Source organism: Nitrospira sp., assembly GCA_030653545.1.
Taxonomy (GTDB): Bacteria; Nitrospirota; Nitrospiria; order Nitrospirales; family Nitrospiraceae; genus Nitrospira_D.
On record JAURZE010000004.1, the window covers coordinates 22,497 to 45,946 of the forward strand.

General features: G+C 56.6%; 33 protein-coding genes. All 33 read left to right on the forward strand.

What is annotated here, in order from left to right; genetic code table 11:
• The first annotated feature begins 97 nt into the window (after nt 1–97).
• Nucleotides 98–1,180 (forward strand): DUF1207 domain-containing protein, encoded by a 1,083-nt coding sequence (locus Q7U39_00195; GenBank protein MDO9116347.1) that lies wholly within the window; start codon nt 98–100, stop codon nt 1,178–1,180.
• A 77-nt stretch (nt 1,181–1,257) separates the two neighbouring features.
• Nucleotides 1,258–1,431 (forward strand): DUF3309 domain-containing protein, encoded by a 174-nt coding sequence (locus Q7U39_00200; GenBank protein MDO9116348.1) that lies wholly within the window; start codon nt 1,258–1,260, stop codon nt 1,429–1,431.
• A gap of 138 nt (nt 1,432–1,569) precedes the next feature.
• A complete protein-coding gene (locus Q7U39_00205) occupies nt 1,570–2,211 on the forward strand; it encodes a Fe-Mn family superoxide dismutase (protein MDO9116349.1) in 642 nt (213 codons plus the stop codon).
• Between the two features lie 103 nt (nt 2,212–2,314).
• Complete coding sequence (locus tag Q7U39_00210; protein MDO9116350.1) at nt 2,315–2,845, forward strand: ferritin-like domain-containing protein; 531 nt, start codon at nt 2,315–2,317, stop codon at nt 2,843–2,845.
• A 41-nt stretch (nt 2,846–2,886) separates the two neighbouring features.
• Entirely contained in the window at nt 2,887–3,279 is a 393-nt protein-coding gene (locus tag Q7U39_00215; GenBank protein ID MDO9116351.1) for a hypothetical protein, read from the forward strand.
• Between the two features lie 308 nt (nt 3,280–3,587).
• Nucleotides 3,588–3,752, forward strand: a complete 165-nt coding sequence (locus Q7U39_00220; protein MDO9116352.1) for a hypothetical protein — start codon at nt 3,588–3,590, stop codon at nt 3,750–3,752.
• A complete protein-coding gene (locus tag Q7U39_00225; protein MDO9116353.1) occupies nt 3,749–4,153 on the forward strand; it encodes a hypothetical protein in 405 nt (134 codons plus the stop codon). Before Q7U39_00220 ends, Q7U39_00225 begins: the two co-directional genes overlap by 4 nt.
• A complete protein-coding gene (locus Q7U39_00230; GenBank protein MDO9116354.1) occupies nt 4,143–4,463 on the forward strand; it encodes a YtxH domain-containing protein in 321 nt (106 codons plus the stop codon). The genes Q7U39_00225 and Q7U39_00230 overlap by 11 nt, the downstream gene beginning before the upstream one ends.
• Before the next feature lie 109 nt (nt 4,464–4,572).
• Nucleotides 4,573–4,740 (forward strand): DUF1328 family protein, encoded by a 168-nt coding sequence (locus tag Q7U39_00235; GenBank protein ID MDO9116355.1) that lies wholly within the window; start codon nt 4,573–4,575, stop codon nt 4,738–4,740.
• Between the two features lie 55 nt (nt 4,741–4,795).
• Nucleotides 4,796–5,260, forward strand: a complete 465-nt coding sequence (locus Q7U39_00240) for a DUF3015 family protein (protein MDO9116356.1) — start codon at nt 4,796–4,798, stop codon at nt 5,258–5,260.
• A 167-nt stretch (nt 5,261–5,427) separates the two neighbouring features.
• Nucleotides 5,428–5,814, forward strand: a complete 387-nt coding sequence (locus Q7U39_00245) for a beta/gamma crystallin domain-containing protein (GenBank protein MDO9116357.1) — start codon at nt 5,428–5,430, stop codon at nt 5,812–5,814.
• Nucleotides 5,815–6,160: 346 nt separating this feature from the next.
• A complete protein-coding gene (locus Q7U39_00250) occupies nt 6,161–6,802 on the forward strand; it encodes an ABC transporter substrate-binding protein (protein ID MDO9116358.1) in 642 nt (213 codons plus the stop codon).
• A gap of 162 nt (nt 6,803–6,964) precedes the next feature.
• Nucleotides 6,965–8,251 (forward strand): hypothetical protein, encoded by a 1,287-nt coding sequence (locus tag Q7U39_00255; GenBank protein ID MDO9116359.1) that lies wholly within the window; start codon nt 6,965–6,967, stop codon nt 8,249–8,251.
• Between the two features lie 186 nt (nt 8,252–8,437).
• Complete coding sequence (locus Q7U39_00260) at nt 8,438–9,358, forward strand: hypothetical protein (protein MDO9116360.1); 921 nt, start codon at nt 8,438–8,440, stop codon at nt 9,356–9,358.
• Between the two features lie 121 nt (nt 9,359–9,479).
• Nucleotides 9,480–9,716 carry a CDGSH iron-sulfur domain-containing protein gene (locus tag Q7U39_00265; protein ID MDO9116361.1) on the forward strand — a complete coding sequence of 79 codons (237 nt, stop codon included), beginning with the start codon at nt 9,480–9,482 and terminating at the stop codon, nt 9,714–9,716.
• A 1,105-nt stretch (nt 9,717–10,821) separates the two neighbouring features.
• Nucleotides 10,822–11,409 (forward strand): hypothetical protein, encoded by a 588-nt coding sequence (locus tag Q7U39_00270; GenBank protein ID MDO9116362.1) that lies wholly within the window; start codon nt 10,822–10,824, stop codon nt 11,407–11,409.
• Nucleotides 11,406–11,792, forward strand: coding sequence for a response regulator (locus tag Q7U39_00275; GenBank protein MDO9116363.1), 387 nt, complete (start codon nt 11,406–11,408; stop codon nt 11,790–11,792). The genes Q7U39_00270 and Q7U39_00275 overlap by 4 nt, the downstream gene beginning before the upstream one ends.
• Before the next feature lie 210 nt (nt 11,793–12,002).
• Nucleotides 12,003–12,410, forward strand: coding sequence for an RNA-binding protein (locus tag Q7U39_00280; protein MDO9116364.1), 408 nt, complete (start codon nt 12,003–12,005; stop codon nt 12,408–12,410).
• Nucleotides 12,411–12,914: 504 nt separating this feature from the next.
• The gene (locus Q7U39_00285) at nt 12,915–13,067 is read left to right on the forward strand and encodes a DUF3309 family protein (protein ID MDO9116365.1); all 153 of its coding nucleotides are present in this window, start codon (nt 12,915–12,917) and stop codon (nt 13,065–13,067) included.
• Between the two features lie 150 nt (nt 13,068–13,217).
• Complete coding sequence (locus tag Q7U39_00290) at nt 13,218–13,973, forward strand: cyclic nucleotide-binding domain-containing protein (GenBank protein ID MDO9116366.1); 756 nt, start codon at nt 13,218–13,220, stop codon at nt 13,971–13,973.
• 193 nt (nt 13,974–14,166) lie between these two features.
• The gene (locus Q7U39_00295; protein MDO9116367.1) at nt 14,167–14,391 is read left to right on the forward strand and encodes a CsbD family protein; all 225 of its coding nucleotides are present in this window, start codon (nt 14,167–14,169) and stop codon (nt 14,389–14,391) included.
• 70 nt (nt 14,392–14,461) lie between these two features.
• Nucleotides 14,462–15,019, forward strand: a complete 558-nt coding sequence (locus tag Q7U39_00300; GenBank protein MDO9116368.1) for a BON domain-containing protein — start codon at nt 14,462–14,464, stop codon at nt 15,017–15,019.
• 102 nt (nt 15,020–15,121) lie between these two features.
• Nucleotides 15,122–15,361 (forward strand): DUF2934 domain-containing protein, encoded by a 240-nt coding sequence (locus tag Q7U39_00305; GenBank protein MDO9116369.1) that lies wholly within the window; start codon nt 15,122–15,124, stop codon nt 15,359–15,361.
• A 55-nt stretch (nt 15,362–15,416) separates the two neighbouring features.
• Entirely contained in the window at nt 15,417–15,716 is a 300-nt protein-coding gene (locus Q7U39_00310) for a hypothetical protein (protein ID MDO9116370.1), read from the forward strand.
• A gap of 246 nt (nt 15,717–15,962) precedes the next feature.
• Nucleotides 15,963–16,319 (forward strand): hypothetical protein, encoded by a 357-nt coding sequence (locus Q7U39_00315; GenBank protein MDO9116371.1) that lies wholly within the window; start codon nt 15,963–15,965, stop codon nt 16,317–16,319.
• Nucleotides 16,320–16,543: 224 nt separating this feature from the next.
• Nucleotides 16,544–17,134, forward strand: a complete 591-nt coding sequence (locus Q7U39_00320; protein MDO9116372.1) for a superoxide dismutase family protein — start codon at nt 16,544–16,546, stop codon at nt 17,132–17,134.
• A gap of 221 nt (nt 17,135–17,355) precedes the next feature.
• Complete coding sequence (locus Q7U39_00325; protein MDO9116373.1) at nt 17,356–17,574, forward strand: CsbD family protein; 219 nt, start codon at nt 17,356–17,358, stop codon at nt 17,572–17,574.
• Nucleotides 17,575–17,651: 77 nt separating this feature from the next.
• A complete protein-coding gene (gene smbP / locus Q7U39_00330) occupies nt 17,652–18,347 on the forward strand; it encodes a small metal-binding protein SmbP (protein MDO9116374.1) in 696 nt (231 codons plus the stop codon).
• Nucleotides 18,348–18,472: 125 nt separating this feature from the next.
• The gene (locus Q7U39_00335) at nt 18,473–19,756 is read left to right on the forward strand and encodes a hypothetical protein (GenBank protein ID MDO9116375.1); all 1,284 of its coding nucleotides are present in this window, start codon (nt 18,473–18,475) and stop codon (nt 19,754–19,756) included.
• 339 nt (nt 19,757–20,095) lie between these two features.
• Entirely contained in the window at nt 20,096–21,508 is a 1,413-nt protein-coding gene (locus Q7U39_00340) for a hypothetical protein (GenBank protein ID MDO9116376.1), read from the forward strand.
• Nucleotides 21,509–21,733: 225 nt separating this feature from the next.
• Nucleotides 21,734–22,225 carry a DUF892 family protein gene (locus tag Q7U39_00345; GenBank protein MDO9116377.1) on the forward strand — a complete coding sequence of 164 codons (492 nt, stop codon included), beginning with the start codon at nt 21,734–21,736 and terminating at the stop codon, nt 22,223–22,225.
• Between the two features lie 297 nt (nt 22,226–22,522).
• Nucleotides 22,523–22,894 carry a rhodanese-like domain-containing protein gene (locus tag Q7U39_00350; GenBank protein MDO9116378.1) on the forward strand — a complete coding sequence of 124 codons (372 nt, stop codon included), beginning with the start codon at nt 22,523–22,525 and terminating at the stop codon, nt 22,892–22,894.
• 208 nt (nt 22,895–23,102) lie between these two features.
• Nucleotides 23,103–23,450, forward strand: a 348-nt coding sequence (locus Q7U39_00355) for a hypothetical protein (protein MDO9116379.1), incomplete at its 3' end; no start/stop codon positions are given.

Sequence of the window (23,450 nt, forward strand, 5' to 3'; positions counted from 1 at the left end):
AGTGCAGTTTGAGATGACTCAATTATCGAACGTTGTCAGAAGAAGCTCTGTTGCCCTGTGTGCCTTTTTCAGTGGCGTGCGGAATGTGACAGTCGTGATGGCATGTCTGCTGTGTCTGTTCTCCGGACGTGTATCGGATGTGGTGGCGGCAGACGATGCCTATATTGCCGGCTATGCTGCTGCCGTGCTCCACAACGAGTTCAAAGCACCCAAAGCATCCGTGTTGGTACAGCATGGCGTTGTGACAGTCGAGGCCGAATCGCTCGGGACCGTGGACCGGACCAAGGTCCAAGCCGCCTTGGAAGCCATTCCCGGTGTGACACGCGTGGAGATCCGCGAGGGGCCAGTGAGTGCTATAGCTCCCACGTCTCCATCCTCGCAGGTCATCAAGCCGGAACTTCCGAAGACCGAGTCGAAGTTTCTGCCCCACGGCCTGCTCTTCGCTCCGCTGCACGCCGATCCTCGGTGGCCGCATTTATCCGCCGGGTATCGTCATATCTCGGCCGGCACTGAGCCGAAAACCACCGGGGCTGCAAACTTCGGAGAAACGTTCGCGCTCTATCGGGATGCGGCTCCTTTGGACGGCCAATGGGACATCGCCATCCAGGCCGGCGTCTTCAGCATGTTCAATATGGACACCGCGTCGAAAGATCTGGTCAATGCGGATTATACGGTCGGTTTGCTCACCAGTTACCGGACCGGAGCCTTTTCCGGTTTCCTTCGCTTCCATCATCAAAGCTCGCATCTGGGGGATGAATTTATCCTCAACAGCCGGACTCCGGTGAACCGGCTGAATTTGAGCTTTGAGGAAGTGGATCTGAAGCTGTCCTATGAGCTGGCCTCCTGGCTGCGCGTGTATGGCGGCGGCGGCGTGCTGGTGGGGAAAGATCCGAAAACCCTCGGAATCGGCACCAGCCAGTTCGGTGCTGAACTCACCAGTCCCTGGACGTTATTGAGCGGAAAAATTCGTCCGGTCGTGTATGCCGATTTTCAGGCCAATGAGCGAAGCAATTGGGCGGTCAGTCGCTCCCTGATGGCCGGACTGCAATTTGAAAATGCGCGCATCGGGGACCGTAAACTGCAAGTGCTGGTGGAGTACTTCAAAGGGCCATCGCCCAACGGCCAATTTTTTACGCAAAGCACTGACTGGCTGGGACTCGGCATCCATCTGTACTACTGATCCGCCAAACACTGAACGTACGGATGAACTCAGGTTGCCGGAAGAACCGGCGGGGAGTCGTGAAAGGCCCCGCGATCATGCTTCGTACCATACTGATTGTCTTCTTGATTCTCCTTCTCTTCGGCGCCCTGCCGACCTGGCCGCACAGCGCCAACTGGGGCTATGGACCGAGCGGGGGACTTGGTCTCGTTTTCCTCATTGTGCTCGCTCTGGTGTTGACCGGCCGGCTGGGCGGACGACGACAGTCATAGAAGTTCTCCGCTGTGCACTATTGCTCAGCGGGCTTCTTCCCCTTCAGTCACACTCTCTCATAACGTTGCTTCAAGTTCTGACGTAGGGCTTGGCAATGTCAGCGGTGTACCAGCAGGATCGGAAGAGGAGACACCACGATGAAGAGAGCTGAGACCTATCACGCCATACCATTCACGCTGCACGGCCTGCAGGGAATTTCTGACCGCACGGTTGATATGCATCTGGCTCTGTACGAAGGCTATGTCAAAGCGACCAATGATTTGAACGAACATATTTGGGCTCTTTTGCAAGATGGCAAGGTGGATCATGAGGAAATGCCGGCCTACTCGGAACTGACCAGGCGATTGGGATTTGAATACAACGGGATGGCGCTCCATGAGTATTACTTCGGGAATTTGACACCGGGAGGGTCGGATCGTCCCGGCGGCCACTCCGCGTTTGCCCAAGCGGCGGAGAGCAGCCATGGAAGTGTGGATCTGTGGAAAATGGATTTTAGCAGTGTGGGCAAGTTGCGCGGGGTGGGCTGGGCGGTGTGCTATCTGAACCCGGTGAACGGGCTCCTGTCCAATCGCTGGATCAGTCTCCACGAACATGGCGCGATGGTGGGATTAGTTCCTATCCTCGTGATGGATGTGTGGGAGCATGCGTATCTGCTCGATTATAAGCCTGTAGAGCGGGGGGCCTATATCGAGGCGTTTTTCTCCAATATCGATTGGAAGGCGGTAGAGAGCCGGTTGCAACTCGGGGTGCCGGCCCTTGCAGGATCCGGCCAACGGTAAGGTGAAATAGGAAAGACAATGGGATCGTGCTTTGTTTATGGGGCAATCTCTATGACCTGGCACCATCAACTCGATTTAATGACCGAAGGCGGAGGAACGACCTATGAAGACGAATCAAGGCATGACGGATGTTGGAACACTTCGGGCGCGGGCCCGTAAGGATATTCAGGACGGCGCGATGACCGCCGGGTATCCGGCGACGCCGGATGCCGTTATTCACGCGTTGAACGAAGCGCTTGCGACGGAAATCGTTTGCGTGCTGCGGTATCGGCGGCACTACTTCATGGCTTCCGGACTCAGCTCTGAGAGCGTAAAGGCGGAGTTTCTTCAGCATGCCATCGAAGAGCAAGGCCATGCTGACCAGCTTGCCCAACGTATTGTGCAGCTGGGAGGAGAACCGAATCTTTCGCCGGAAGGATTGCTGAGCCGCAGTCACTCCGAATACGTGGAAGGGGAGTCCATCACGGATATGATTAAGGAAGATTTGATTGCCGAGCGCATCGCCATCGACAGCTATCGGGAGATGATTCTCCATCTCGTCCAGGAGGATCCCACGACCAAGCGAATGCTGGAAGGGATCCTGGCCGTCGAAGAGGAGCATGCGGAAGACCTGGCCAGTCTATTGAAAAAGTGACCCGTCACGATTGTGTGCCGCAACTAAAGGATGGCACCGTCATGGGTGGGTATCAACTCAAGGAGCGATGGGGGCAGTTGGCGAGTGACCTGCGACAGCAGTGGGTCAAGTTTCGGGAGGCACATTTAGTCCAGGACGAAAAATATGACGGGAACGCCGTCGGTCAATTCCCACGGCCCTATGGCGATACATGGGGAAATTCTGAAACGGGCCAACGAATGGGAGCAGTGGTTTCACCCGAGGCCCATGGAGAAGTGGATGCAATCACGGAACTCTCCATGCAAGACCGTGACACTGTGAGCCTCCCCATATCTGAGAAAGAGCTCGCCCTGACCACTCGAATGGACACGACAATCGATACGGCTTTGCTGTCAGGTGGAGTGCTGCCCGGAGGGGCCGGGGACCGCCGATCACGCGGTTCCAGTATGGGGTGAGCCGGCCGTCAGAGCCGGCACCAACATGCCTCGCCGAGGCCGTGTACTGTCAGCTCGCCCATCGTATTGCGCGATGATCACGAAGTCACACTCTCGAATTTCTCTCTCCTCCTTCGGCCCAGTCCTCATCTGCGAATAGACGAATCCGGTCAGTTCCGGATCCCCGGTGTGCCCAGAAGAGTGCTCCGGGCGTATCGCAAAATAATCCCGTGCTAAATGAGAAGCTGAGCAATTGTGACCAGCAGGCATCTGCCGGGACGCGTAGTCTAAGAATCGAGAGAGACTGTAGCTATGAAGGAGATACTGCCATGAAAATCACACCATGCATTGGAAAGCCAAGGACCCATCGGCGGGTATTTGCCGCATCACGCGCCGTTACGTTTATCGCAGCTCGTAAGTTTATGAAGCTGGCGGCCTCAAGCCTGGGTGGAGCGCAATCCGCTCCGTTCGCAGCACAGGGTCTGCCGCAATGATCGTCGAGATTGCACTCTGTGTCATCGCGGCCGCCCTTTCGGTGATGGCCATCGCTCTGGCCGCTCTGTCGATGCAGATCAAGAATGCGCTGGTCGTCTCGGAAACTGTGTTGGCGAATCTGAATCGGGAGCTGCCGTCGATGCTCGCTGAGATGCGGGCGGCGGTTGAGCGGGTGAACGTGCTGGTCGACCAGACAAGGGGCGGAGTCGCGCACGCGGTGGTGTTGCTGCATATGGCGGGAACGCTGGGTGACACGCTGCAACTGGTTCAGCGCACGGTGCAAGGGAAAGGCCGGTCGGTGTTGGCCCGTCTGGCCGGTGTAGTCAGTGGAGTGAGGGCCGCGACAAACGTGTTGAAACAACGCATGCATCATGAAGGAGGGGCATCCAATGGCACATGACAAAGAGTTCTCGGCGGGCACAATGGCGCTGCTGTTTTTGAGTGGAGCGGCCATTGGCGCCGGTGTCGCGCTGCTGCTGGCGCCGCAATCGGGTCGTCAGGCACAGGATCAGTTACGGGGATACGCGCGGCGGGCTCAGGACGGTTTGCATGAATTCGTCGAGCAGGCATCTGAGGCGATTGCTCAGACAGTAGAAGAAGGCCAGGAGTTGCTTAAAGCGAAATCATCGGTGGTGGCTGAAGCGATCGGAACCGCCGGTGATCGACTGAGGGAAGAGCGAGAGCGCATGGCCGGACCCAAAAAGATCTAAGTCTTGTCGGTAGGAACGAGCGTTGCGAGCAGTGTGCCGCATGGCAGTAGACGACGTGCCCCGGCAAATCATTTGCCGGAACGCGCTTAAGTCAAGAAGGAGGATTCTCATGTTGTACTACGCGCTGGTATTTCTCTTGGTGGGTCTCGTGGCTGGTGTGCTGGGTGTCACGGGAGTCGCAGCGATCGCGACGCAGATCTCCTGGATCTTATTTGTCATCGGGATCGTGCTGCTCCTCGTTCATGTGGTCAAGGGGCAAACCCCACGCGTGACCTAGCGCAAGAGCAGGTTCCGCGTCGGACGGCAATGGTTTCATACCGTGGGAGGGCAGCATGGCACGCATGATTGACGTGACGGGTGTGTGTGGGATGGTAGTCGTTCTTGCGAGCGCCTTATCGGTGTCGGGCTGTAATACGAGCAAAGCGACGGTCGATACGTTTGCCAAATTCACCTCGAGTACCAGTCCGGGGGAGTATTTCAATGCCGATGGCCTGGTCACTGACAGCCAAAAGGCGCAGTTGTTTGCGGCCGTCGCGTTTGAAAATATCGAGCAGAATATTGCGCGCGGAGACGGTGAGTATCTCACCTCTCTCGTCGCCCTCATGAAAATACCGGCAGGCGAGCAGGCGGCATTTCGGGCCCGCGCGCAGAGTCAGTATCCCACCTTATTCGCATCCGATGGCCGCACCGCAGAGCGCCTGTTGTCGGCGCTGAGTGGGAAGGAGAATTCGACCCACTCGTCAGGGGGAACCGGCAGCATGGAGCCTGTTGTGACGACCGCCGTCGTGTCGAGGTAAGCGTATGGGTGTCTTGGGTAAAAGTCTCGTGCTGTGGGTGCTTGGAGTGCCGGCCGGCATTCTTGTGGTGCTGTGGCTCGTAGGCGTGCTCCGGTAAGGAGCGTGACGGCCACGGCGCATCGGGTCCGGTAGTCGATGTTCTTAACTGTGTTCTGGAGGAGGATACCATGTTGGTTCTTAGATTGTTCATTGTGGGTGGAGTGATGGCGGTCGGCGCATTCACGGTCCAGGCTGCGGACTTGGAAATGAAAGTGATCGATAAGAATTGCACGATCGAAATATTCGATGACACGAAATACGATGCCGACGATCCGCACTTGCTCATTCAGGGGCCGAAGGAGTTCGCCTCGTTGAAAGATGTGAGCGGCCGGAACTGGAACAACGACATTCAGAGCGTCATCGTCGGCTCGAATGCCACGGTCCATGCGTTTAAGGACAAGGACTTCCGTGGGACGGAGATCGCTTTTGCGCCGGGCCAACGTGTGCCGGATCTGTCCAAGCTTGACATGTCCAACGACATCGAGTCGATGAAGGTGACCTGCGGGACGAACTGACGAAGGCTATCGTCCTGAGCGAATGAGATGGTTCTAAGTCGACAGCGAATCGGGATATCTCATGCCAGTCCGGCCAGTCCTCACGGACTGGCCGGACCGGGCCGTGCCTGCGTGGTAACCGTCGCCGGTAGATCCCGTAGAGGAGTTCAGATTCGGCCAGGTATTGATAAAGGGCGGGATGAATTCATGCGCATGGGCAATCGTCTCACAGTGGCACATACGAAGACGAGTACTCTGCCCCAGGAGGTTTATTATGCGCACACATGTAGCCGTATCGATCATAGTTCTCGGGCTGGCAACTTTCACAGTTGGGTGCGCCTCACTGGAGTCCCCCGGCGGTAGCAGGATGGCCGATCAGTCGAACCATCAACGGTTGAAAAGCTCCTCGCCTGTTATCGCCGTCGTGGATGGCGTCACCCTCGTCGAGCCATCCGGCTACTCCCCCACGGAAGTGGTGAAGCATACAATCAACGATGTACTCTGGATCCTCGGAAATGAGGCGCTGAAGCAACCGGGCCGCTCTGAGGATCGCCGCCAGGAAATTGAACAGGTCATTAGACGTCGCGTCAGCTATGCGCACATGGCCCAGCAGGCTTTGGGCGTCCCGTGGGTGAAGCTCAGTGACCTGGAGCGGCAGGAGTTTGTGGGCCTGTTCGTGGCGTTGCTGCGGGATAGGGTTGCCAACCAGATCGACCAGTATTACGACGAGCAGGTCTTCTATCTGGTTGAGCGGCGTGATGGCAACTTTGCCGAGCTCAGGACCAACTTGATTGGTCCCAAAGTTGATACCTTATTGGACTTCCGGTTAGAGAACCACTCCGGTGAATGGCTCGTGTACGATGTGGAGGTCGATCATGCGAGCATCGTCAGCAACTATCGTTCGCAGTTTACCTGCATTGTCCGTGATCTGTCCTACGCCGGCCTCGTGGAGAAGATGAAGCAGAGCGGGGGCCTCGTGAAATCGTTTGAAACGATCGCCTCGCGATAGAGCGGTCGTCCAGGTCTGCTCGCCGGACGGGGGTGGCTGTGTGTCTCGCAGGGGTGAGACGGTGGAAAGCCGGTGTGTCCCTGTGGCACCCTCGGGAACACAGGTGGGGGAGTTGGCCATCCTGCCGTATTCTGTTCATTTGGGAAGCGTTGAGTCGAACCTATGCAGTGGTATGCGGCGGTCGTCGGTCTCCTCGTGTCTTGCTCCCTGGGGTGCAGCGCTCCGCCTGTCCCTCGTAGTTCTTCCTCTGAGCTGTCACGCGACGCGATCATTGTGGTCACCGGCTACTACGGGACCAAACTCGCGCGTGTCGACAATGGAGACCTTCTCTGGGTCACCGCATCCCAAGCCCTCGGCGGCTCACAATCTCTGATTCTTCCGTTGGCCGATCTGGGGTTCGACGGAGTCGCCGTTCGACCGAGCGGGATTCTGGATGCAGTCAGCGTGATCCCCTGGCTCTATTCGGTCGAGCTATATAAGCCGCTTCTTGACCGGTTGCATGAGTTACGGGAGGGGCACGTCTCGATCAGCCCATTGAACTACGACTGGCGTCTGGATCTCATGGATGCCGTTCGCATGTTGAGCATCGAAGTCCGGCGTCTGAGATCCTCGGGGTATCGGCACATCGCGATCGTTGCCCATAGTATGGGTGGGTTAATCGTCAGTTATTATCTTCGCTACGGCGCGCAAGACCTGGACGCGGCCGTGGAAACCTGGGAAGGCGCCGAGCAAGTCGACCAGGTGGTGATGGCTGGTGTCCCCTTTCAAGGATCCATGTGGTCCTTTCGCAATATGCAATACGGCAAGCGGATTGGGCTCAACCGTTCACTGTTGGACCAACAGGCGATGGCGTCCTTTCCCGCTTCCTATTTTACGTTGCCGGTGTTGGAAGAGGATGTGCTCCTGACTGCTGCCAAGCAGCCAATCAGAGGACTAATTCATTCGACGATGCACTGGCGCGAACAGGGGTGGGGATTGCTGAAGGATACGCAGTCGGCGCCCACCCTCATGGTCGCAAAGCGCGCGGCCTATACCGCCTACTGGCTGAATCGAACGCAACGGTTCTTCGATCTCCTCCATGCTCCTTCCGCCGTGCCGAACGATCGACCGATTCCGGTGCTCTATCTCTATGCCGAAGGGCTGCCGACGCTTGCCGGCGGAATCTGGATACCGGAGGAGGCCGGACGGCGGCAGAATAATGTGGTGTTTGACGAGGAGCAATTCCACACGCGCCTTCCCGATCTCGCCCCAGAACTCGTCCAGGGTGATGGAGATGGGACGGTCACCGTCCGATCTGCTTTACTGCCGTCGGCCTACGAGAAGGCCTTACATGTCACCACCCGGCGCTTGCGGGTGGAACATATGGAATTGGTGACTGGCCGGGAGGGCCGCTGCCAGATCGCCGGCTTTCTGCAGACGCAACCCCAAGCCGCTTGTAGCCGCAAGTAGCGGTCCGCCGAAGGGCTCCTACTCTTCATCCGCGAAGGATCTTGTTCCGTCGAGCGTTCTTCTGCTTGTTCCAACGCTGCGAGTCTCTGCGCTACGCCAGATCCCTTAAGTGAACAATTGTGAACAGATCCTTCCTCAGCAGGAGAATAGTCTGCCCCGCAGCTGTTATTTACATCAAGGAGAAGAATGATGCGTACAAAAATGGTGCTCGGTTCGCTGGCATTGAGTCTCGTGGTTCTGACCTCCGGCGGGTATGCGGCCGACGTGGCCCCACCTCCAAACGTCACACATCTAAAGGTCAGCGGGGTTGTCTCCAAAGTGCAATCGGGGTTGACCACCATTAAGACGTCCTGGGGGTCGATGACCATCGCCTCGAATGTCGCGCCCAAGCACCTTGTGGTCGGAGAAGAAGTGGACATGCAGATCAGCGGAAACAACGCTGTCATCGATGTCCATCGAAAGGGAGACCCTGCTCATGCCCATCGGTATGGGTCGGGCAATCTGGCCTATACCTCATCGGATCGCAAAGAAATCAAACTCTGGACCCCGGAGGGGGAAAAGACGTTTGACGTGCAAGCCGGACGATCGAAGATGTCGTCACTTGAAGAAGGGGCGCCTGTGACGGTCGAACTAAACGAGGCCGGGAAGATGATCGATATCCATCGTTTCGCCATGGAGATGAATTTCGACGAGCGCCCACGCGCCATGCCGGGAAATGTCATTCAAGTAAATGGCACGGTGACGAAGATCCAGTCAGGCCTCATCTATATCAAGACGCCTGCCGGGCAATCCACCATCAGCGCGAATACCGCTCCTGCCGACGCGGCGGTGGGTGACGAGGTCTCGCTCTGGATCAATGACGAGAATATGGTGATCGACCATCACGGAAAAGAGAAACATAAGCAAGGTCTGCACCGGCTGATTTACGGAAAGCTGATTTATACCGGGACCACCAAGAATCAGATCAAGCTGTCCACTCCGGAAGGCGAGAGGCTGTTCCCGCTGGAGCGGATGGAGGTCAAGACGAAACCGATCCCCGAAGGTTCCAACATCGTGGTGGAGTTGAACGAAGAGGGGACGGTGATCGACTTGCGGAAGGTGCAATGATCACATAAAAGTATTGGGTGGAGCGGTGATGCCGGAGTCATCATGGACTGTCGTGATGGCTCCGGTGCCAGGCTAGCTAAACAAAATAGTATGTGGGTAATTGGGACAAGGAGGGCAGCTAATGGATAAGCCAATCATTGCAGCGAAAGAGCCGGCCGTGGTCACGCTGGAGCCGGGCACCTACCACTGGTGTCAATGCGGTCGCTCAAAGACGCAACCGTTTTGTGACGGATCCCATGCAGGCACTCAGTTCAGTCCGGTCGAGTTTGTGATGACGGAGAAGAAACAAGTCGCTTTGTGCCAGTGCAAGCAGACGCAGACGGCACCGTACTGCGACGGTACGCATAAGACGCTCTGAGTCTTGCACGGTAATTGAAAGCGCGTGTTACCTGTATGCCGCAAGCATCTGAGTCTGTCTCTATGCGAATGGAGAAGTTCCGGAACCGGGACCCGGCGAATATAACGGTCAGTTGTATGCGGATGGCCTGGATCGCGGGATGCGCACACACAACTCACTTCTCAATCTCGTCCTTCACGACGCCGTTCGTGCTTAAGAAATAGCGCGCCCCGGCATCGGCCGGTTTGACCAGTCGATGCTCTTGTTGGGTATGCGTGGCGCTCTGATCCTCATAATCCTCTCGCGATATTCACAACGCACACCGTCCCGTTTGAATACACAGCTCAAAGAGCCACCCGAGCCTTTTGTTAGCGGGCGTTCAGTATGACCACAGTGGGAGAGCCCGCTCTCGTCGGGCAGCTCCGCTAGGGAGATGCCTAGGTGAGCAAATATGATCAGACCGGCATTCGTCATTTCTACATACTGGGGCTGAGACTTGTGGTGTGCTCGATGCGAAGAGAGGACTGACTTATTGTCCTTTGCGGGTGCTGGATTCGAACTAGCGAGCTTGTGTTCATGATCATGACGGTTACGGAGGACCAGATCTCGTGAGTTACCACAACCATACATTTGAAGCTCTAGAAGGGCAGTGGACGTCTGTTTCCGCGCGCACGATGCAATTGAGGCGCGTCAAGCAGACGACAATTGCGAGGCCACTCATCTGCGCGGCGAAGAACGCCAAAGGAGGACATATGCTTTGCCAACGTTGTAGAGGATTGCTCGTGCGAGTGACCTTCGACGATCTGAGCGAGGAAATAGGCCGGATGAGTCCGGCCACCCGATGCGTAAATTGTGGATGCATTGAGGACGAGATTGTCCTTGCCAATCGTCTTCGTCCGCCGTTGCCAAACCGGTCGGAGCCTCGGGGGCTGTTGAAGAAAAGCGGACTCATGCTCACGAAGGCATATGCCCGCGCCTAATGAGTCGGGCACGTGCGCGCTCAGTTAGAGAGAGCCTGAAGGGCATCGGTCTGCTCTCGCGGTTGTCCAATCTGATCCTGCAAAGCCACGCGGGTGTCGATGCTTATGAACACTCATTGTTCTACGTCTAGGTAAGGAGGTCTCTAATGATGCATAACGGAGTCGTGCTCGGAGATGTCTGTGAGTCAAGCGCGGCGCGCATACCGGCCGTCGGCAGGGGGACACGTCCCGGCATTCTGATTTATTCACATAGTCGTAAATTGCTCCACATGAATCGTCGAGCCATGGAGCTGACCGGTCATCTCGATCAGACGGATGCCGAACCCACTAAGAAGCTGCGCTCGGCATCGATACATGAACTCAGGCAGAACATTCAGGAGACGCTCGATCATCGGAGACTGACCAACATCTCAGAACTCTTCGAGCTACGGCGTTTGCTATTTGAGGCCGGACGCACAATCCGGGTCCGCGGGTTCGGGTTGGCGGGCCGGTATTCCGATGAGGACTCGCGCATTGTGATGGTATTGGAGGAGATCGAACATTCGAAGGAGCAGGGGGGCCAGGCTCCGGTTGCCGTACCATCTGCTTCGACCTCTGGCGTCACAGCTGGGGATTTTGCGCAACAGCGGCCCTTAAGTGGTGCGACCGTGGCGCAGGAAGATAGCCAGTCCAGACGGGTCCCGTCCCTGGACCGGATGCAACAAGTCAGAATGTCTGAAAGGAGTGTCCAATGACCAGGAAACACATACTCGTGGTCGACGACGATGCCGCCCTTCGAAGCATGCTGACGATGCGGCTGGAGTACAACGGACATACCGTAGAGGCCGCTGAAACCGGTCTCGACGCGCTGAACAGATTGGCCTACGCGGACGCCGTGCATGCGGACTATGACATGGTATTGCTCGATTACATGATGCCGGGGATCACCGGCTTGACGGTCTTGCACCATATGCAACTGCGCTATCCGGGGGTTCCCGTGGTCATGATGACCGGTCATGCGGGCGGGCAGGTAGCAGACCAGGCGCTCGCGGCGGGCGCGCGGGTCTGTCTGACTAAACCCTTCGACTCGGTGGAGTTGGAGCAGGCGCTGCGCTGTTGCGACGGAATCGCCGCCTAACAGCGACCGGTAAGAGCCATGGAGACTTCCTTCACGCAGAGAGGGGACGTCTCTCAGTGGTGATGGCCCGCGCTAGCACGCAACTGCAAGAGTCGTCGCTTTGTTCGCGCGGATATCGCTCCAGCAGGCGATCTGTGATCGGGCGGTTAGTATCCTGCAGGTGTTGAGGTTGGTTGTTCGTAAAAGTGGTTTGCATCAGGAGGGAGCGATATGAATACGCACATCCATGTCAGCGGGCTGTCGTTCTTTTGTACCGACGCTGAGCTGCGCGAGGTGTTTATTCCGTTTGGAACGGTGGTCCTGGCGCAGGTACTCCGGGATGATAACGGCCACTCTCTCGGTGTCGGGATCGTGCATATGGCCAGTGCTGAAGATGTCGACCGGGTTTTCGATGCGCATCAGCGTTTTGAAGTCGCCGGTTCGCGGGTGAATCTTTGGGAGCCGGCAGACGGGCCGGAGTCTTCAGCTGAGCGGATTGGGACCTATGGCCTGCGAGCGACTGGGACGGCCCCGATGGGCCAGGGCGTCGCGCATGGCAAGCTTCATAAAGCGGTGCAATTCCTGGCTGAGTATTTGAAGAAACACAGGCGGCATCCTGCGCTCCATCACGTGGTGTAGTGCGCGCACCGGGAGAGCGTTCATCTGCGTCGGACCTGCACCCCCGGGTAGTCGCAGTGATGATGGATGAGCCGTGCGCTGCGGTCTCACATTCTTCCGATCTTGTCGATTCATGGCGGTGCAATTCCTACTGTGATATCTGCTGATGATCCCCTGCCGATGGGCGAGTGAGCGGTTCGCTTAGCAATCCCAAGTTGGCGCGGTATTCCCCATTCTGTATGCCTCGCTGTGAGTCGTTTCACCCCAAGGCACCGCGCTCTGGCTCATCGCAAATTCGTAACTGTGCGAATGTAGGCAACCCCCCACATGGCATGCTCTTGGCAATGACTATATGTTGAGTAGGCCATAGTCAGCGCATCGATCATCTGCTCGTCCCCATCAGTAATTAACTATCAGCCGGAGTGAATGGAAAACGAAGTCGTATGAGTCTGGAGGTGCGGAAGGCAGAGTGGATGTTTAGCAATGGTAGCCGCGGGGCGAACCCGCAAACAAAGGAGACATAGAATGAGTACGATTCTGATCGTTGTGCTGGTGTTACTGCTTGTGGGTGCATTGCCAACCTGGCCGCACAGTAGTAACTGGGGATATTACCCCAGTGGTGGGTTAGGTCTCGTTCTGCTGATTTTGCTTATCCTGGCCCTGACCGGCCGGCTTTGATTGGGGGCGTATCGGGCATGTGACATGTGTGATGGACGGTGGCCTCCCGATGGTTCTTGCTCGTGGCCAGGGGGGCTGGAGTTTACAGGGACGGTCGTTTTCAGATGAGCCGGTATGGAGCAGTGCACTTCTAGCAATCAAGGAGTCGTGATGCCTACAGCGGAACTCATTCAGCGGACAAAACAGAGTCGAGCGGTCAAGAGTGGGCGCACCCCGCAAGCGATGGCGACGGTCTCACGTTGTGAGCCTCCGTCGCCTTGTGCGCCCGTAAGCCTGGCTCATAACGGTCAGCGGACATTGGATCAAGGCCAGGGGCGAACTCTGGTGACGTATCCCAGGAAACACACGATCTTCTCACAAGGGGAGCGGGCTCACGCTGTCTACTACATCCGGGAGGGCAAGGTGAAGCTGACGGTGGTCTCGCCGCAGGGGAAAGAAGCTGTCGTTGCGATTCTGGATCGTGGTGCCTTTGTGGGGGAGTCCTGTCTTGCGGGCCAGCAGGTGCAGTTGGCGACCGCCACCACCCTGGAGGACTCCAGTCTCGTGCGCATCGACAAAGACGCAATGATTCATCTTCTTCGCGAGGAGTCCGCATTCGCTGAATTCTTTATGGCGTACCTGCTGACGCATGCGATGCGTGTGCAAGAGGATCTGGTGGACCACCTCTTCAATAACAGCGAGAAGCGGCTTGCGCGGGTGCTGCTGCTATTGGCTCGATTTGGAACAGAGGGCAAGCCGGAGCCGGTGATCGCGAAGATTAACCAGGAAACACTCGCCGAAATGGTCGGTACGACGCGCTCCCGTGTCAGTTTCTTTATGAATAAGTTCCGCAAGCTTGGCTACATTGAGTACAGCAGCGACTTGCACGTGCACAGTTCACTCCTCAACGTCCTTCTTCACGACTAGGGCCGCATTCTTTTGTGCTGCCGATGGCCCCGGTTCCACCGGCCACTGGTGGCAGTTCTCCCTGCCGCTTCAATTCGTTCCCATTGAGCAATTTTGACCAGATCTCCGCCGGGGTTATTGCCAGAATTTGTCCGCACGCGAAGAGGGAGTACAGGCCAGAGTGTCACACAACTTCACGCAGGAGGGAGACATCATGAACGCAGATCAACTCAAGGGGAAATGGAAACAGTTCAAGGGTGAATTGAAACAGCAATATGGCAAATTTACCGATGACGATCTGACGCAGATCGAAGGCGATTACGAGAAGTTCGTCGGAAAAGTTCAGGAACGGTATGGGGATAAGAAAGACGAGCTGATGAAGTGGGCTGACCAGTGGCATCAGAAGTCGACGCCGGATGATATCAAGACCAGGATGTAGCGGGGAGCCCATAGCAGGCAGTAAGAATTGGCAGGTTGATCACTTTCACGTTTCGGGCAAGGAGATGCTGATGAAAACAGTTTATGTACTGACATTCTGCACGGCGTTGGTTCTCGGCGGCGCATTCATTGCCGGGGCAGCGATGGCGGAGGATACGGTTGCCGAGAAGACTCCGATCAACGATACGTGGCTGACGGCGAAAACCAAGATTGCCCTCGCGGCCGATGGCCGGGTCAAAGGGCGGCAGATTGATGTCAAGACCAAGCAGGGCGTTGTGATGCTCCGCGGGAAGGTGGATTCCACTGAAGCCAAACAGGCGGCGGCGGACATCACGAAGCTCCTCGATGGCGTGAAGACGGTGAAGAACGATCTTGAGGTGGTGGCCCCGTCGAAGCGCGAGGTCGTGGGGGAAAAGGATGAGGCCATAACGGCACAGGTCAAAAAGAAGCTCGCCAAGGACGCCCACTTGAAGAAGTCCGATATCGCCGTTCAAACCCATGGGGGGGTCGTCTCGTTGACCGGCGAGGTCAAGGATATCACGACGAGTGCCCGTGCCTCCTGGACGGCGTGGTTCGTCCCGGGCGTGAAGTCCGTGAAGAATGATCTCACGGTGAAAGAGAAGGCTTAGGGTTTCATTCGCACAACACAGGTGCTCTCCGTCCGCCGAGCACGGCCATGATGGCATCGGTGGACGAGAGAGAAGCGGGTGTACATAAGGAGGAGAGAGACGATGGAAACGAATCTCAGTCGGGTTGCCGTGCGACGCACATCGGGGCTGTCTCAGGTCAGTCCGACCGGTGAGAAGGCTGGTCAGATGGCGCAGGCGTTCAACAGAGCCGTGATCGATCACACCCATATTGAACAACTCGCCTATGAACTCTATGTGCAGCGTGGCAGGCAGGACGGTTATGACTTGGAGGACTGGCTGAAGGCGGAACATGAGCTGGCTAGATCTGTCAGCCGCAAGTGATGCGGGTCATGACAGCCTGGACGACAGTCCTGCATGCATATTATGAGGGGCTGAAATGAACGTACGCATGGTCGTCACACTGTTCCTGCTTCTGTGCCTTGGCAGTGCTCCTCTCTCTGCTCAGCATCTCTGCGAGGACTGTCTGGATGATGCGAAGCACCTTTTGAAGCAGTGCCTTGAGGGTGCCATCAGTGAAGAGGACAAGAAGTCTTGTTCGGAACGGCAACAGGCACGATCCAAGGGTTGCGAGAGTAGCCAGTGCATGACGGAACGAGCCGCGCGCAAGATGGATAAGCCTGTTCAGCAGAAGCCCCAGGCTGAGGCGCAGGTGAAGGAAGAGCCACGAGGGCGGTGAGGGAGTTGTATGCGCGCTCTTCTGCCATGAGGGAGACTCGTCTCCGGATTCCAGTCGCAGAATGCCTGGCTGCAGAGAACCTGCAGCCCTGGTGGTATTCGTACGAGTCATGGTCTTTGAAATCTCCACGCATTGTGCACTATTGACCAGCCTTAGGCTCGTGCCGGTGCTAGCCTAGCCCCAATAAGTAACTCAATCCATTGCATAGGGATCAACATCCCGCTTTCACCTCAAAGGAGAGTTGTTATGAACAAGGTACGTATTCTCAGCGCGGTTGCCTGTGTGAGTCTGTTTCTGGCGACGGGAGCGATAGCGGAAGTCCAGGGTATTCAGCCTGGAACCTCTGACAATCCGAAAGACAATGTGCCCAAGGAAATTCAACGCGAGGGAGGCAACTTCGGTCCAGGCGGCAGTGGTCCTGGAAGACGGAGCGATGATTTAGTGGGCATGAAAAAGCAGATGCCGGAGTCTGTCACCGAGAAGAAACTTGATCAGAATGTCGAAAAGACCCAAGGGGGCGGTGCGGCTGTCGCTGCGGAGAAGCTTGGAGCTCCAGGGAGCTCTGCTGAAGACGCCAAGGCCGCTGCGAAGAAGAGCAAGTAATATTACTCTGTTCAGCACGGTCGAGGTGCTCGCCTGTTCTGTGACGAGTGAAGCCCAGTCGTGCCCACCGCGGATGTCCGTGGTGGGCACTCTCTCCTCCCTTTCGAATGTTCATTGACTAGTAGTTGACAGCGCCTTCTACAGTCCTCGTTGTCCTCGGCTATTCGGGGTCATGATGAGTCGGCGGGCAGCGTGACGAATGTGCTTTACCAATGAGGTGTGTGATGAATGTGACGCAATCATGGTGCGGTGTACTGATTATCGTAGGCAGTCTGCTTTCTGTGACAGGATGTTCCGGCTACCACACGGGCAAATTGGATAAGAAGCTGCAGGCTAAGGCCGTGATCGCCGGGCCCGGTATTACCGGAGAGGCCTATATTCACGAAGAATATGAGGGACGTGTCAGGATTACGTTGAGGCTGGAGGGAACTCCGGAGAGCAAGCTGACCCCGGGTCGTCATGCGATCCACATTCACGAAACCGGCAATTGCGCCTCGTTCGCAGCGGCCCAGAGCCACTATGACGGTAATGTCGATTCCAGCCTCAATCCTGATGCCAATGTAAGCCCTGGCCTCGGAAACCATCCGTACCATCTTGGGGATCTGCCGAATCTGTTGGTAACCGAGGGGCGCAAGGGCTCGCTGTATACCATTACGAACCGTGTGACCATCTCCGACGGGCTGACGACGCTGTTTGATAAAGACGGCAGCGCGTTCATCATCCACGAATCAGAGGATAAATATTTGCCTGATCCGCCGACCAAGGGTGCTCCTGGTGGAGCCAGGATTGCTTGCGGTGTCATCGTCAAGGAGTAGGCGCAAGGAGAAATGACGGCTGATGTCGTGCGGGCGCGCAGACATCATGATGGAGCAGGATTGATTGGCCTTTGATCGAGCGAATGCGAGCATCTGATCAATTGTGATCAGATCGTAGTCAGTTCTCTTGCCATACTTACATCTAGGAAACGTATGGGGGCGAGAGGGTTGGGAAGAGACAGCATAGGACTCACACAATCTTGTACAAGGAGGAGTGACGCATGAATGCGGAGCAACTCAAAGGGAAATGGATGCAGTTTAAGGGGGAATTGAAGCAGCAGTATGGCAAGTTTACCGATGATGACTTGACGCAGATTGAGGGCAATTACGATAAGTTCGTCGGTAAAGTGCAGGAACGGTACGGCGATAAGAAGGATGAGCTTATGAAGTGGGCGGAGCAATGGCATCAGAAAGCCATTCAGAAAATCGCCGGGAAATAGGCCTGGTATCTGGTATATGGGTACGCTCTGACAGCCAGCGAAAACGATACTTTCACGTTATAGTTAAGGAGAACATCATGACCACACGTTACGTACTGTCACTTTGTACTGCTCTCGTTGTCGGCGGGGCGTTTGTTTCTGTATCGGCGCATGCGCTTGGGGATGCCGATCAGAGTGCTCCAACTACGGTGAAGAGCGATCAGAGTATCCGGTTGATTCGGGAGAACGCATTTTTCGATCGCCACATCGATAAGGCGGTAAAACATGCCGCGGTGGCGGAAGCCGCCGGGAGCCAGAAGAAGGGACCTGAATTGATTCGTCATACCCAATTGTCGTTGGATCAGGCCCGGGAAGCCCAGCGCGCAGGGAACGTGCCGGGTCTGAATGAAGGAATCGTGGCGTTGAGAGAGACTTTGAACTTGCCACAAGGCACTTCGTTGGAGGACGCGACGGCTTCGGTGCGGGATGCCCGGATCAAATTGGCGCAGGCCGGCGGGATTCGGACTGTCGATAACCGGATGGCGGGTTCGTTGCCAGCTGGTATGAATGCACAATACGGCAGGGGAACGAGAACGGTAAAGGGCGAGTTGATCGGGGACGAAGTATCTTCAAGAAAAGAGGGTGGCAACCACTACTTCTTGAGAGATCAAGCCGGGATGGATCTGCCGATTACATTGACGGAGGCCATGGGCCGGCATATGCGCGCGGGGGACAAGGTTGAGGCGCAGATTGACGCCGATGGTCTCGTCCTGGCCATTGCCAAGGAGCAGTAGCCGAATTCGTGAGCGCAGAGCGATGGGGGTGAGCGAGGCGATGGTCTGGCTCACCCCCATTGCGTTGTCGAGAGTGTGGGTGACCGGTTTGTGAACCATTCTGTTTTCTTGGGAACGGGCTGAATATGAAGCGGAGATGGCAACTCATTGCGGTGTGGGCGGTTCTAATGATCGGCCTCTGTCCTTTTACCACGTTTGCGGAAAATGAAAAGACCGGTGAAGCGGGCAAGGCCTATCGGACCACGCTGTTTGGAGAAGAGATCTACGTTCCTCCACGCGACCGCCACAGTGTGACGGCGGCGAACTTTGGCCTTCAGTGGACTCCCAACGGACCGAGTCAGTTGGAAGCGCTCCCGTTCGGCGCCTTGTACGTGTGGAGAAATTGGGATGCGGACAACACTAGGCTTCGGGGGACCTTTTCGGGAGTGGTTAATGATGTGGACTACACCATCGGCTTGCGCTCGCTTCCCAACTGGTCGCTGGTCTTTACCCTCGATAATTTCATCGCTCCCCTGGGTCGCTCGGAGTATGTCGAGGGACAGCGCATCAAAGCCTCGGAGTTAGAGTGGAACTATATCTTCGCCGGTTTCGGCGTCGGCTATCGATTTCCTTCAGTTCCCTTCGCGCAAGACAGTGCCATCAATGTGACGCTGACCTATGAGCCGGGGTTTCGCTGGTTTCGGGGCACTAAGAACACTGCTGTCGGATACGGGGTTCCTAAGGATACGTATGAAGGCCGGGTTCACGGTCACATCCGGTGGGATGCGTTGATCCGTAATCTCATGGAGCTCCCGCATCGAGGATTTGCGGTGGGCGGAGATGTCATCTATGGACACCGAGCCCGGTGGGATGCCTGGGGCGGGGCGCCATTTGCCACGCCGGATTTCAAGAAAGAGCGAACCTATCTCTCAACCACCGCCTATGCCTTGATTGCGAGCGGCCTTCCTGCGATCGACAGCGACAAACATCGGCTGATTACCAGCCTATACGGCGGGATTGGAGCCCACCTTGACCGGTTCAGTGCATTTCGTTTGCCGGGGCGCCCGACCGGGTTTGAATGGGAAGCGCTTTCTCTTCCCACATTGCCGGGCGTTGCGTTCAATGAACTATTTCCTCAGCGCTATGCCATTGCGAGCGTGACGTATCGGTATGAGGCGCTGTTCTTTCTGTACCCCTATGTCACGGCTACCTATGGGCTCGTGGACCGTCCCCGGTTTACCCCGCAGGGCATTCGCAATACCACCGACTCGATGCCGGCTCTCGGGGGAGGGCTGGTGTCCGGAGCGCCGTGGAAATCTCAGGTCGAACTCAACTATAGCTACAACTTCGGCATGTATCGCGATGCGGGGGGGGCTCCCCCAAGCAAAGGCGGCCATGGAGCCTTTCTCTTGTGGTCGAAGGAGTTGTGAACTGACTGGCAAGGACTCAGTGAGCAGTTTGTGAAGCCATTCCTGTCGAGATTTCAGGCGGGCATACACCGCTTGTGGCCGACCCCGGCAATCCTTCATCTCTCCGGCCTTAGATGAAGTATCTGTCCGGTAGCCTGCCGTGTATTCGAAGTGAAGCGCGAGCGGTCGTGGGGGCACTGTCCCCCCTACTATTCTAAATCTTCATGCGTGAGCAATTGTGATCAGACCGCTGCCGGGCTTCTCTCCATACTTCTGACGCACGGAGGGCGATCCAATGCAGGCTAGACTCAAGCGACGCTTCATTCACAGCGTCATCACCTGAATAAAAAAGAGAACATCATGAAGACACACAAATGGATCATGTCCGGTCTGGTTCTGCTTGTCGGCTCCCTGCTGGTCGTGGGCGCCGGGAGCGCTTCTGGCCAAGCCACGGAAAAGCCGCCGAAGGGAACCAGCTATGCACCCGTTGATCTGAAGGAGGACTTTGCGGCCGTCATGGCTCGGATGAAAGCCGCCAAACCTGCGGTCGTGAAGCGGCAGATGGATTTGCTTCACCAGCGGTACGACCTCGCGAACCGTCCTGCTAAAGATGTCACGATGTCCGGTGGTAAGCCTATTCAAGAAGGCATCCGAGTCACACTTCCGCAAGGGATGACCTGGGACAAGCTTCAGGTCATGAGCCCTGAAGAAGTACGCGAGAAGAATGCGTTTCCGGCCGGATTTTTTCCGCTTCCTCATCCCAACCACCCTGAAGGAGGGATGCTGTTTCCCCAGTTCCACATTGAAGAAATTCAGAAGCAGGAGGGCCGCGATCTCACTCGATTTGACCTGGAATTCGATCTGCCTGCTCATTTTGTCCCTGAGTTTCCGGCACCCATCTATCTGACGACCAGACCCGATCTCGGCGATGTGACCCAGGGAAAATTGGTGACGATCGACAACTACTATGAACTCTTCAACGGGATGCTGAACCCGAAACAGCTGGAGGGGGTGCGGTTGTTAGTCACGCCGTTCCCGCAGCAGCAATTCAACCAGACGGAAGATCGTCGGACAGTGCGTCCGAGCCGGGGGGTGGCCTGCTTCGACTGTCACGCCAACGGTCACACGAATGCCAGTACGCATCTAGCCGGAGATGTGCGCCCGCAGGAGTTCCGTCACAGGATTGATACTCCGACGTTGCGCGGCGTGCACATCCAACGACTGTTCGGCTCCCAGCGGGCGCTGAAGACGGTGGAGGATTTTACGGAGTTTGAGCAGCGCGCGGCCTATTTCGACGGCGATCCGGTGATCGCGACAAAAAAAGGGGTCAACATTCTCGAGCGGGGCAGCCAAGTGCATTTCATGGCGGAGTTCCAGGAACTCCTGGACTTCCCTCCGGCGCCTAAGCTGGGCATAGACGGCAAGTTGAACCCCCACAAGGCCACGGAGTCCGAGAAGCGCGGGCAGGGTCTGTTCTTCGGCAAAGCGTCCTGCGCCGGTTGCCATCAGGCGCCCTATTACACGGACAACTCCATGCACAACCTGAAGGTGGAGCGCTTTTATAAGCCTCGGATGATCAATGGGCGCATGGCGAGCGCCGATGGCCCCATCAAGACGTTTCCCCTGCGCGGCATCAAGGATTCGCCTCCGTACTTGCACGATGGACGGCTGCTGACACTCGAGGATACCGTGGAGTTCTTCAATATTGTGTTGGGAACTTCATTGACCGCTGAAGAGAAGCAGGACCTGGTGGCCTTCCTGCGCGTCCTTTAACGCGGGAAGGAAGAGCCAGCGATAGAGTCAGCCGGCGGAGGGGGAACAATACCGTGATGGCTGCTGAGTTCGCCAGCAATCACCGGCACGGGGGCGCCCTATCAAAACGGGAGCGTCCTACTCTCACGTGTCTCACGAAAGGAAGGCGTCGTGCAAACAACCAATGGTCCAACTGATATGAAGACGTTACGGGCGCGGGCACGACAAGGGAGTGAAGATAGAGTAATGGCCATATGCGACAAAGCGAAAGCCGAGCGCGTGATTAAGCTGCTGAATGAAGCCCTCGCGACAGAAATCATCTGCGTTCTTCGGAATAAGCGGCATTACTTCATGGCTACACGAACCAGTTCCCCCGGCGTGAAGCGAGAGTTTCTTCAGCATGTCATTGACGAGCAGGCGCATGTGGACCAATTGGCTGAACGCATTGTCCATCTCGGGGGCGAGCCGGATCTGTCCTCCGAAGAGTTGCTGATCCGGAGCCACTCGGAATATGTCGAAGGTAACTCGTCGGCGGAGATGATCACGGAAGATCTGATTGCTGAGCGGATCGCGATCGCCAGCTATCGGACAATGATCGCCTCTGTCGGCTCCGATGACCCCACGACTCGTACGGTGTTGGAGCAGATCCTTGCGCAAGAAGAAGAACATGTCGAGGCTCTATCCAGTCTCTTGGAGGCCGTAGGTTCTCGATCTACATCTCAACGCCCGGGTCGCTGAACGGGCGGGAAAGAAGGTGCACCATGGGAAAGGCATTTATTCTCTGGCTACTGGGAGTCCCATTCACCCTGCTCGTCGTGCTCTGGATCTTCGGTGTTTTTCGATAAGCCGATTGATGGATGGTTTACGCAGGGCAGCGAGAGCTCGATCGCGACGTCGCGCTCGTGCGATTGCCGGACTCGCCTTTTATGCGAGGGGTAGGGCGTCGGCCCGGCGCGATCGTTCCCGGGATGCTTTGCCATGTTGAGGGGGCGGACGCACAACTCGATACGAGTCCATTTACAGGGAGGGATGACCATGACTACTGCCGTCGCAATCCAGGACCCAGCCAAGGCGAAAGCCCATTTCGAAGCCAAGATGGCGTTCACCACCGGGCCTGTCGAACTCGAACGGATGATGAAGAAGCACGAGGTGACGATCGTGGACGTTAGGGCTGCTGAAGACTATGCCGAGGGGCATATTCCCGGAGCGATCAATCTTCCGAAGGATCAGTGGCAGACGTTGAAAGGCCTGCGTAAGGACAAGACGAATGTCCTGTATTGCTACTCGCTGGTTTGTCATCTCGCCGCGACGGCGGCGGTAGAGTTTGCCGGGAGCGGCTATCCGGTCATGGAGTTGGACGGTGGCTGGCGTTGGTGGAAGGACGATGACTTTCCTGTCGAACGATGACCGGGGACAGGTTCCGATTGGTGGACCGCTGTGTTCTCACCTGGTTGAAAGAGCTCGTGATCCTGCTTTCAACCGGGCATGTTCGTGCCGGATGAATTGGTTTCAACTGAGCAATTGTGACCAGACGCCGGTCTGTCCAAACGTTTAGCCTGGCATTCTACTCATAGTGTTCCTCAATCAGTGCCTTGCGCACAAAGGAGACCGAATTATGAAAAAGATAGCTATCGTATTCATCGGGATGGGATTGGTGAGCCTCCCATTCGGCATGCCTGCTCATGCCGAAACGAAGCCGGACAGTCCTACGGCTGTGAGCGAGAGCGGGTCGCCGAAGCCTCGGGAAGCGACGAAGGCCGGCGAGACGGATATGACCAACACCAAAGGCGAGGCCGGGGGTATTCCCAGCAAGTATACGATCATGCCGGTGGCCAGAGGGAAGAAGGTGGAAGTCAATAGTGAGATGATCGGCGACACGGTTAAGAATCCCAAAGGTGAGGAGCTGGGGAAGTTGGAACAACTCATCATGGATTCGGAGACCAAGCGTATTGAGTACGCGATG

What these genes read in the sequence shown, in the direction of transcription:
- Q7U39_00195 (MDO9116347.1), top strand. Translation starts at nt 98, where the DNA reads ATGGCATGTCTGCTGTGTCTGTTCTCCGGACGTGTATCGGATGTGGTG.
- Q7U39_00200 (MDO9116348.1), top strand. Translation starts at nt 1,258, where the DNA reads ATGCTTCGTACCATACTGATTGTCTTCTTGATTCTCCTTCTCTTCGGC.
- Q7U39_00205 (MDO9116349.1), top strand. Translation starts at nt 1,570, where the DNA reads ATGAAGAGAGCTGAGACCTATCACGCCATACCATTCACGCTGCACGGC.
- Q7U39_00210 (MDO9116350.1), top strand. Translation starts at nt 2,315, where the DNA reads ATGAAGACGAATCAAGGCATGACGGATGTTGGAACACTTCGGGCGCGG.
- Q7U39_00215 (MDO9116351.1), top strand. Translation starts at nt 2,887, where the DNA reads ATGGGTGGGTATCAACTCAAGGAGCGATGGGGGCAGTTGGCGAGTGAC.
- Q7U39_00220 (MDO9116352.1), top strand. Translation starts at nt 3,588, where the DNA reads ATGAAAATCACACCATGCATTGGAAAGCCAAGGACCCATCGGCGGGTA.
- Q7U39_00225 (MDO9116353.1), top strand. Translation starts at nt 3,749, where the DNA reads ATGATCGTCGAGATTGCACTCTGTGTCATCGCGGCCGCCCTTTCGGTG.
- Q7U39_00230 (MDO9116354.1), top strand. Translation starts at nt 4,143, where the DNA reads ATGGCACATGACAAAGAGTTCTCGGCGGGCACAATGGCGCTGCTGTTT.
- Q7U39_00235 (MDO9116355.1), top strand. Translation starts at nt 4,573, where the DNA reads ATGTTGTACTACGCGCTGGTATTTCTCTTGGTGGGTCTCGTGGCTGGT.
- Q7U39_00240 (MDO9116356.1), top strand. Translation starts at nt 4,796, where the DNA reads ATGGCACGCATGATTGACGTGACGGGTGTGTGTGGGATGGTAGTCGTT.
- Q7U39_00245 (MDO9116357.1), top strand. Translation starts at nt 5,428, where the DNA reads ATGTTGGTTCTTAGATTGTTCATTGTGGGTGGAGTGATGGCGGTCGGC.
- Q7U39_00250 (MDO9116358.1), top strand. Translation starts at nt 6,161, where the DNA reads ATGGCCGATCAGTCGAACCATCAACGGTTGAAAAGCTCCTCGCCTGTT.
- Q7U39_00255 (MDO9116359.1), top strand. Translation starts at nt 6,965, where the DNA reads ATGCAGTGGTATGCGGCGGTCGTCGGTCTCCTCGTGTCTTGCTCCCTG.
- Q7U39_00260 (MDO9116360.1), top strand. Translation starts at nt 8,438, where the DNA reads ATGATGCGTACAAAAATGGTGCTCGGTTCGCTGGCATTGAGTCTCGTG.
- Q7U39_00265 (MDO9116361.1), top strand. Translation starts at nt 9,480, where the DNA reads ATGGATAAGCCAATCATTGCAGCGAAAGAGCCGGCCGTGGTCACGCTG.
- Q7U39_00270 (MDO9116362.1), top strand. Translation starts at nt 10,822, where the DNA reads ATGATGCATAACGGAGTCGTGCTCGGAGATGTCTGTGAGTCAAGCGCG.
- Q7U39_00275 (MDO9116363.1), top strand. Translation starts at nt 11,406, where the DNA reads ATGACCAGGAAACACATACTCGTGGTCGACGACGATGCCGCCCTTCGA.
- Q7U39_00280 (MDO9116364.1), top strand. Translation starts at nt 12,003, where the DNA reads ATGAATACGCACATCCATGTCAGCGGGCTGTCGTTCTTTTGTACCGAC.
- Q7U39_00285 (MDO9116365.1), top strand. Translation starts at nt 12,915, where the DNA reads ATGAGTACGATTCTGATCGTTGTGCTGGTGTTACTGCTTGTGGGTGCA.
- Q7U39_00290 (MDO9116366.1), top strand. Translation starts at nt 13,218, where the DNA reads ATGCCTACAGCGGAACTCATTCAGCGGACAAAACAGAGTCGAGCGGTC.
- Q7U39_00295 (MDO9116367.1), top strand. Translation starts at nt 14,167, where the DNA reads ATGAACGCAGATCAACTCAAGGGGAAATGGAAACAGTTCAAGGGTGAA.
- Q7U39_00300 (MDO9116368.1), top strand. Translation starts at nt 14,462, where the DNA reads ATGAAAACAGTTTATGTACTGACATTCTGCACGGCGTTGGTTCTCGGC.
- Q7U39_00305 (MDO9116369.1), top strand. Translation starts at nt 15,122, where the DNA reads ATGGAAACGAATCTCAGTCGGGTTGCCGTGCGACGCACATCGGGGCTG.
- Q7U39_00310 (MDO9116370.1), top strand. Translation starts at nt 15,417, where the DNA reads ATGAACGTACGCATGGTCGTCACACTGTTCCTGCTTCTGTGCCTTGGC.
- Q7U39_00315 (MDO9116371.1), top strand. Translation starts at nt 15,963, where the DNA reads ATGAACAAGGTACGTATTCTCAGCGCGGTTGCCTGTGTGAGTCTGTTT.
- Q7U39_00320 (MDO9116372.1), top strand. Translation starts at nt 16,544, where the DNA reads ATGAATGTGACGCAATCATGGTGCGGTGTACTGATTATCGTAGGCAGT.
- Q7U39_00325 (MDO9116373.1), top strand. Translation starts at nt 17,356, where the DNA reads ATGAATGCGGAGCAACTCAAAGGGAAATGGATGCAGTTTAAGGGGGAA.
- smbP (MDO9116374.1), top strand. Translation starts at nt 17,652, where the DNA reads ATGACCACACGTTACGTACTGTCACTTTGTACTGCTCTCGTTGTCGGC.
- Q7U39_00335 (MDO9116375.1), top strand. Translation starts at nt 18,473, where the DNA reads ATGAAGCGGAGATGGCAACTCATTGCGGTGTGGGCGGTTCTAATGATC.
- Q7U39_00340 (MDO9116376.1), top strand. Translation starts at nt 20,096, where the DNA reads ATGAAGACACACAAATGGATCATGTCCGGTCTGGTTCTGCTTGTCGGC.
- Q7U39_00345 (MDO9116377.1), top strand. Translation starts at nt 21,734, where the DNA reads ATGGCCATATGCGACAAAGCGAAAGCCGAGCGCGTGATTAAGCTGCTG.
- Q7U39_00350 (MDO9116378.1), top strand. Translation starts at nt 22,523, where the DNA reads ATGACTACTGCCGTCGCAATCCAGGACCCAGCCAAGGCGAAAGCCCAT.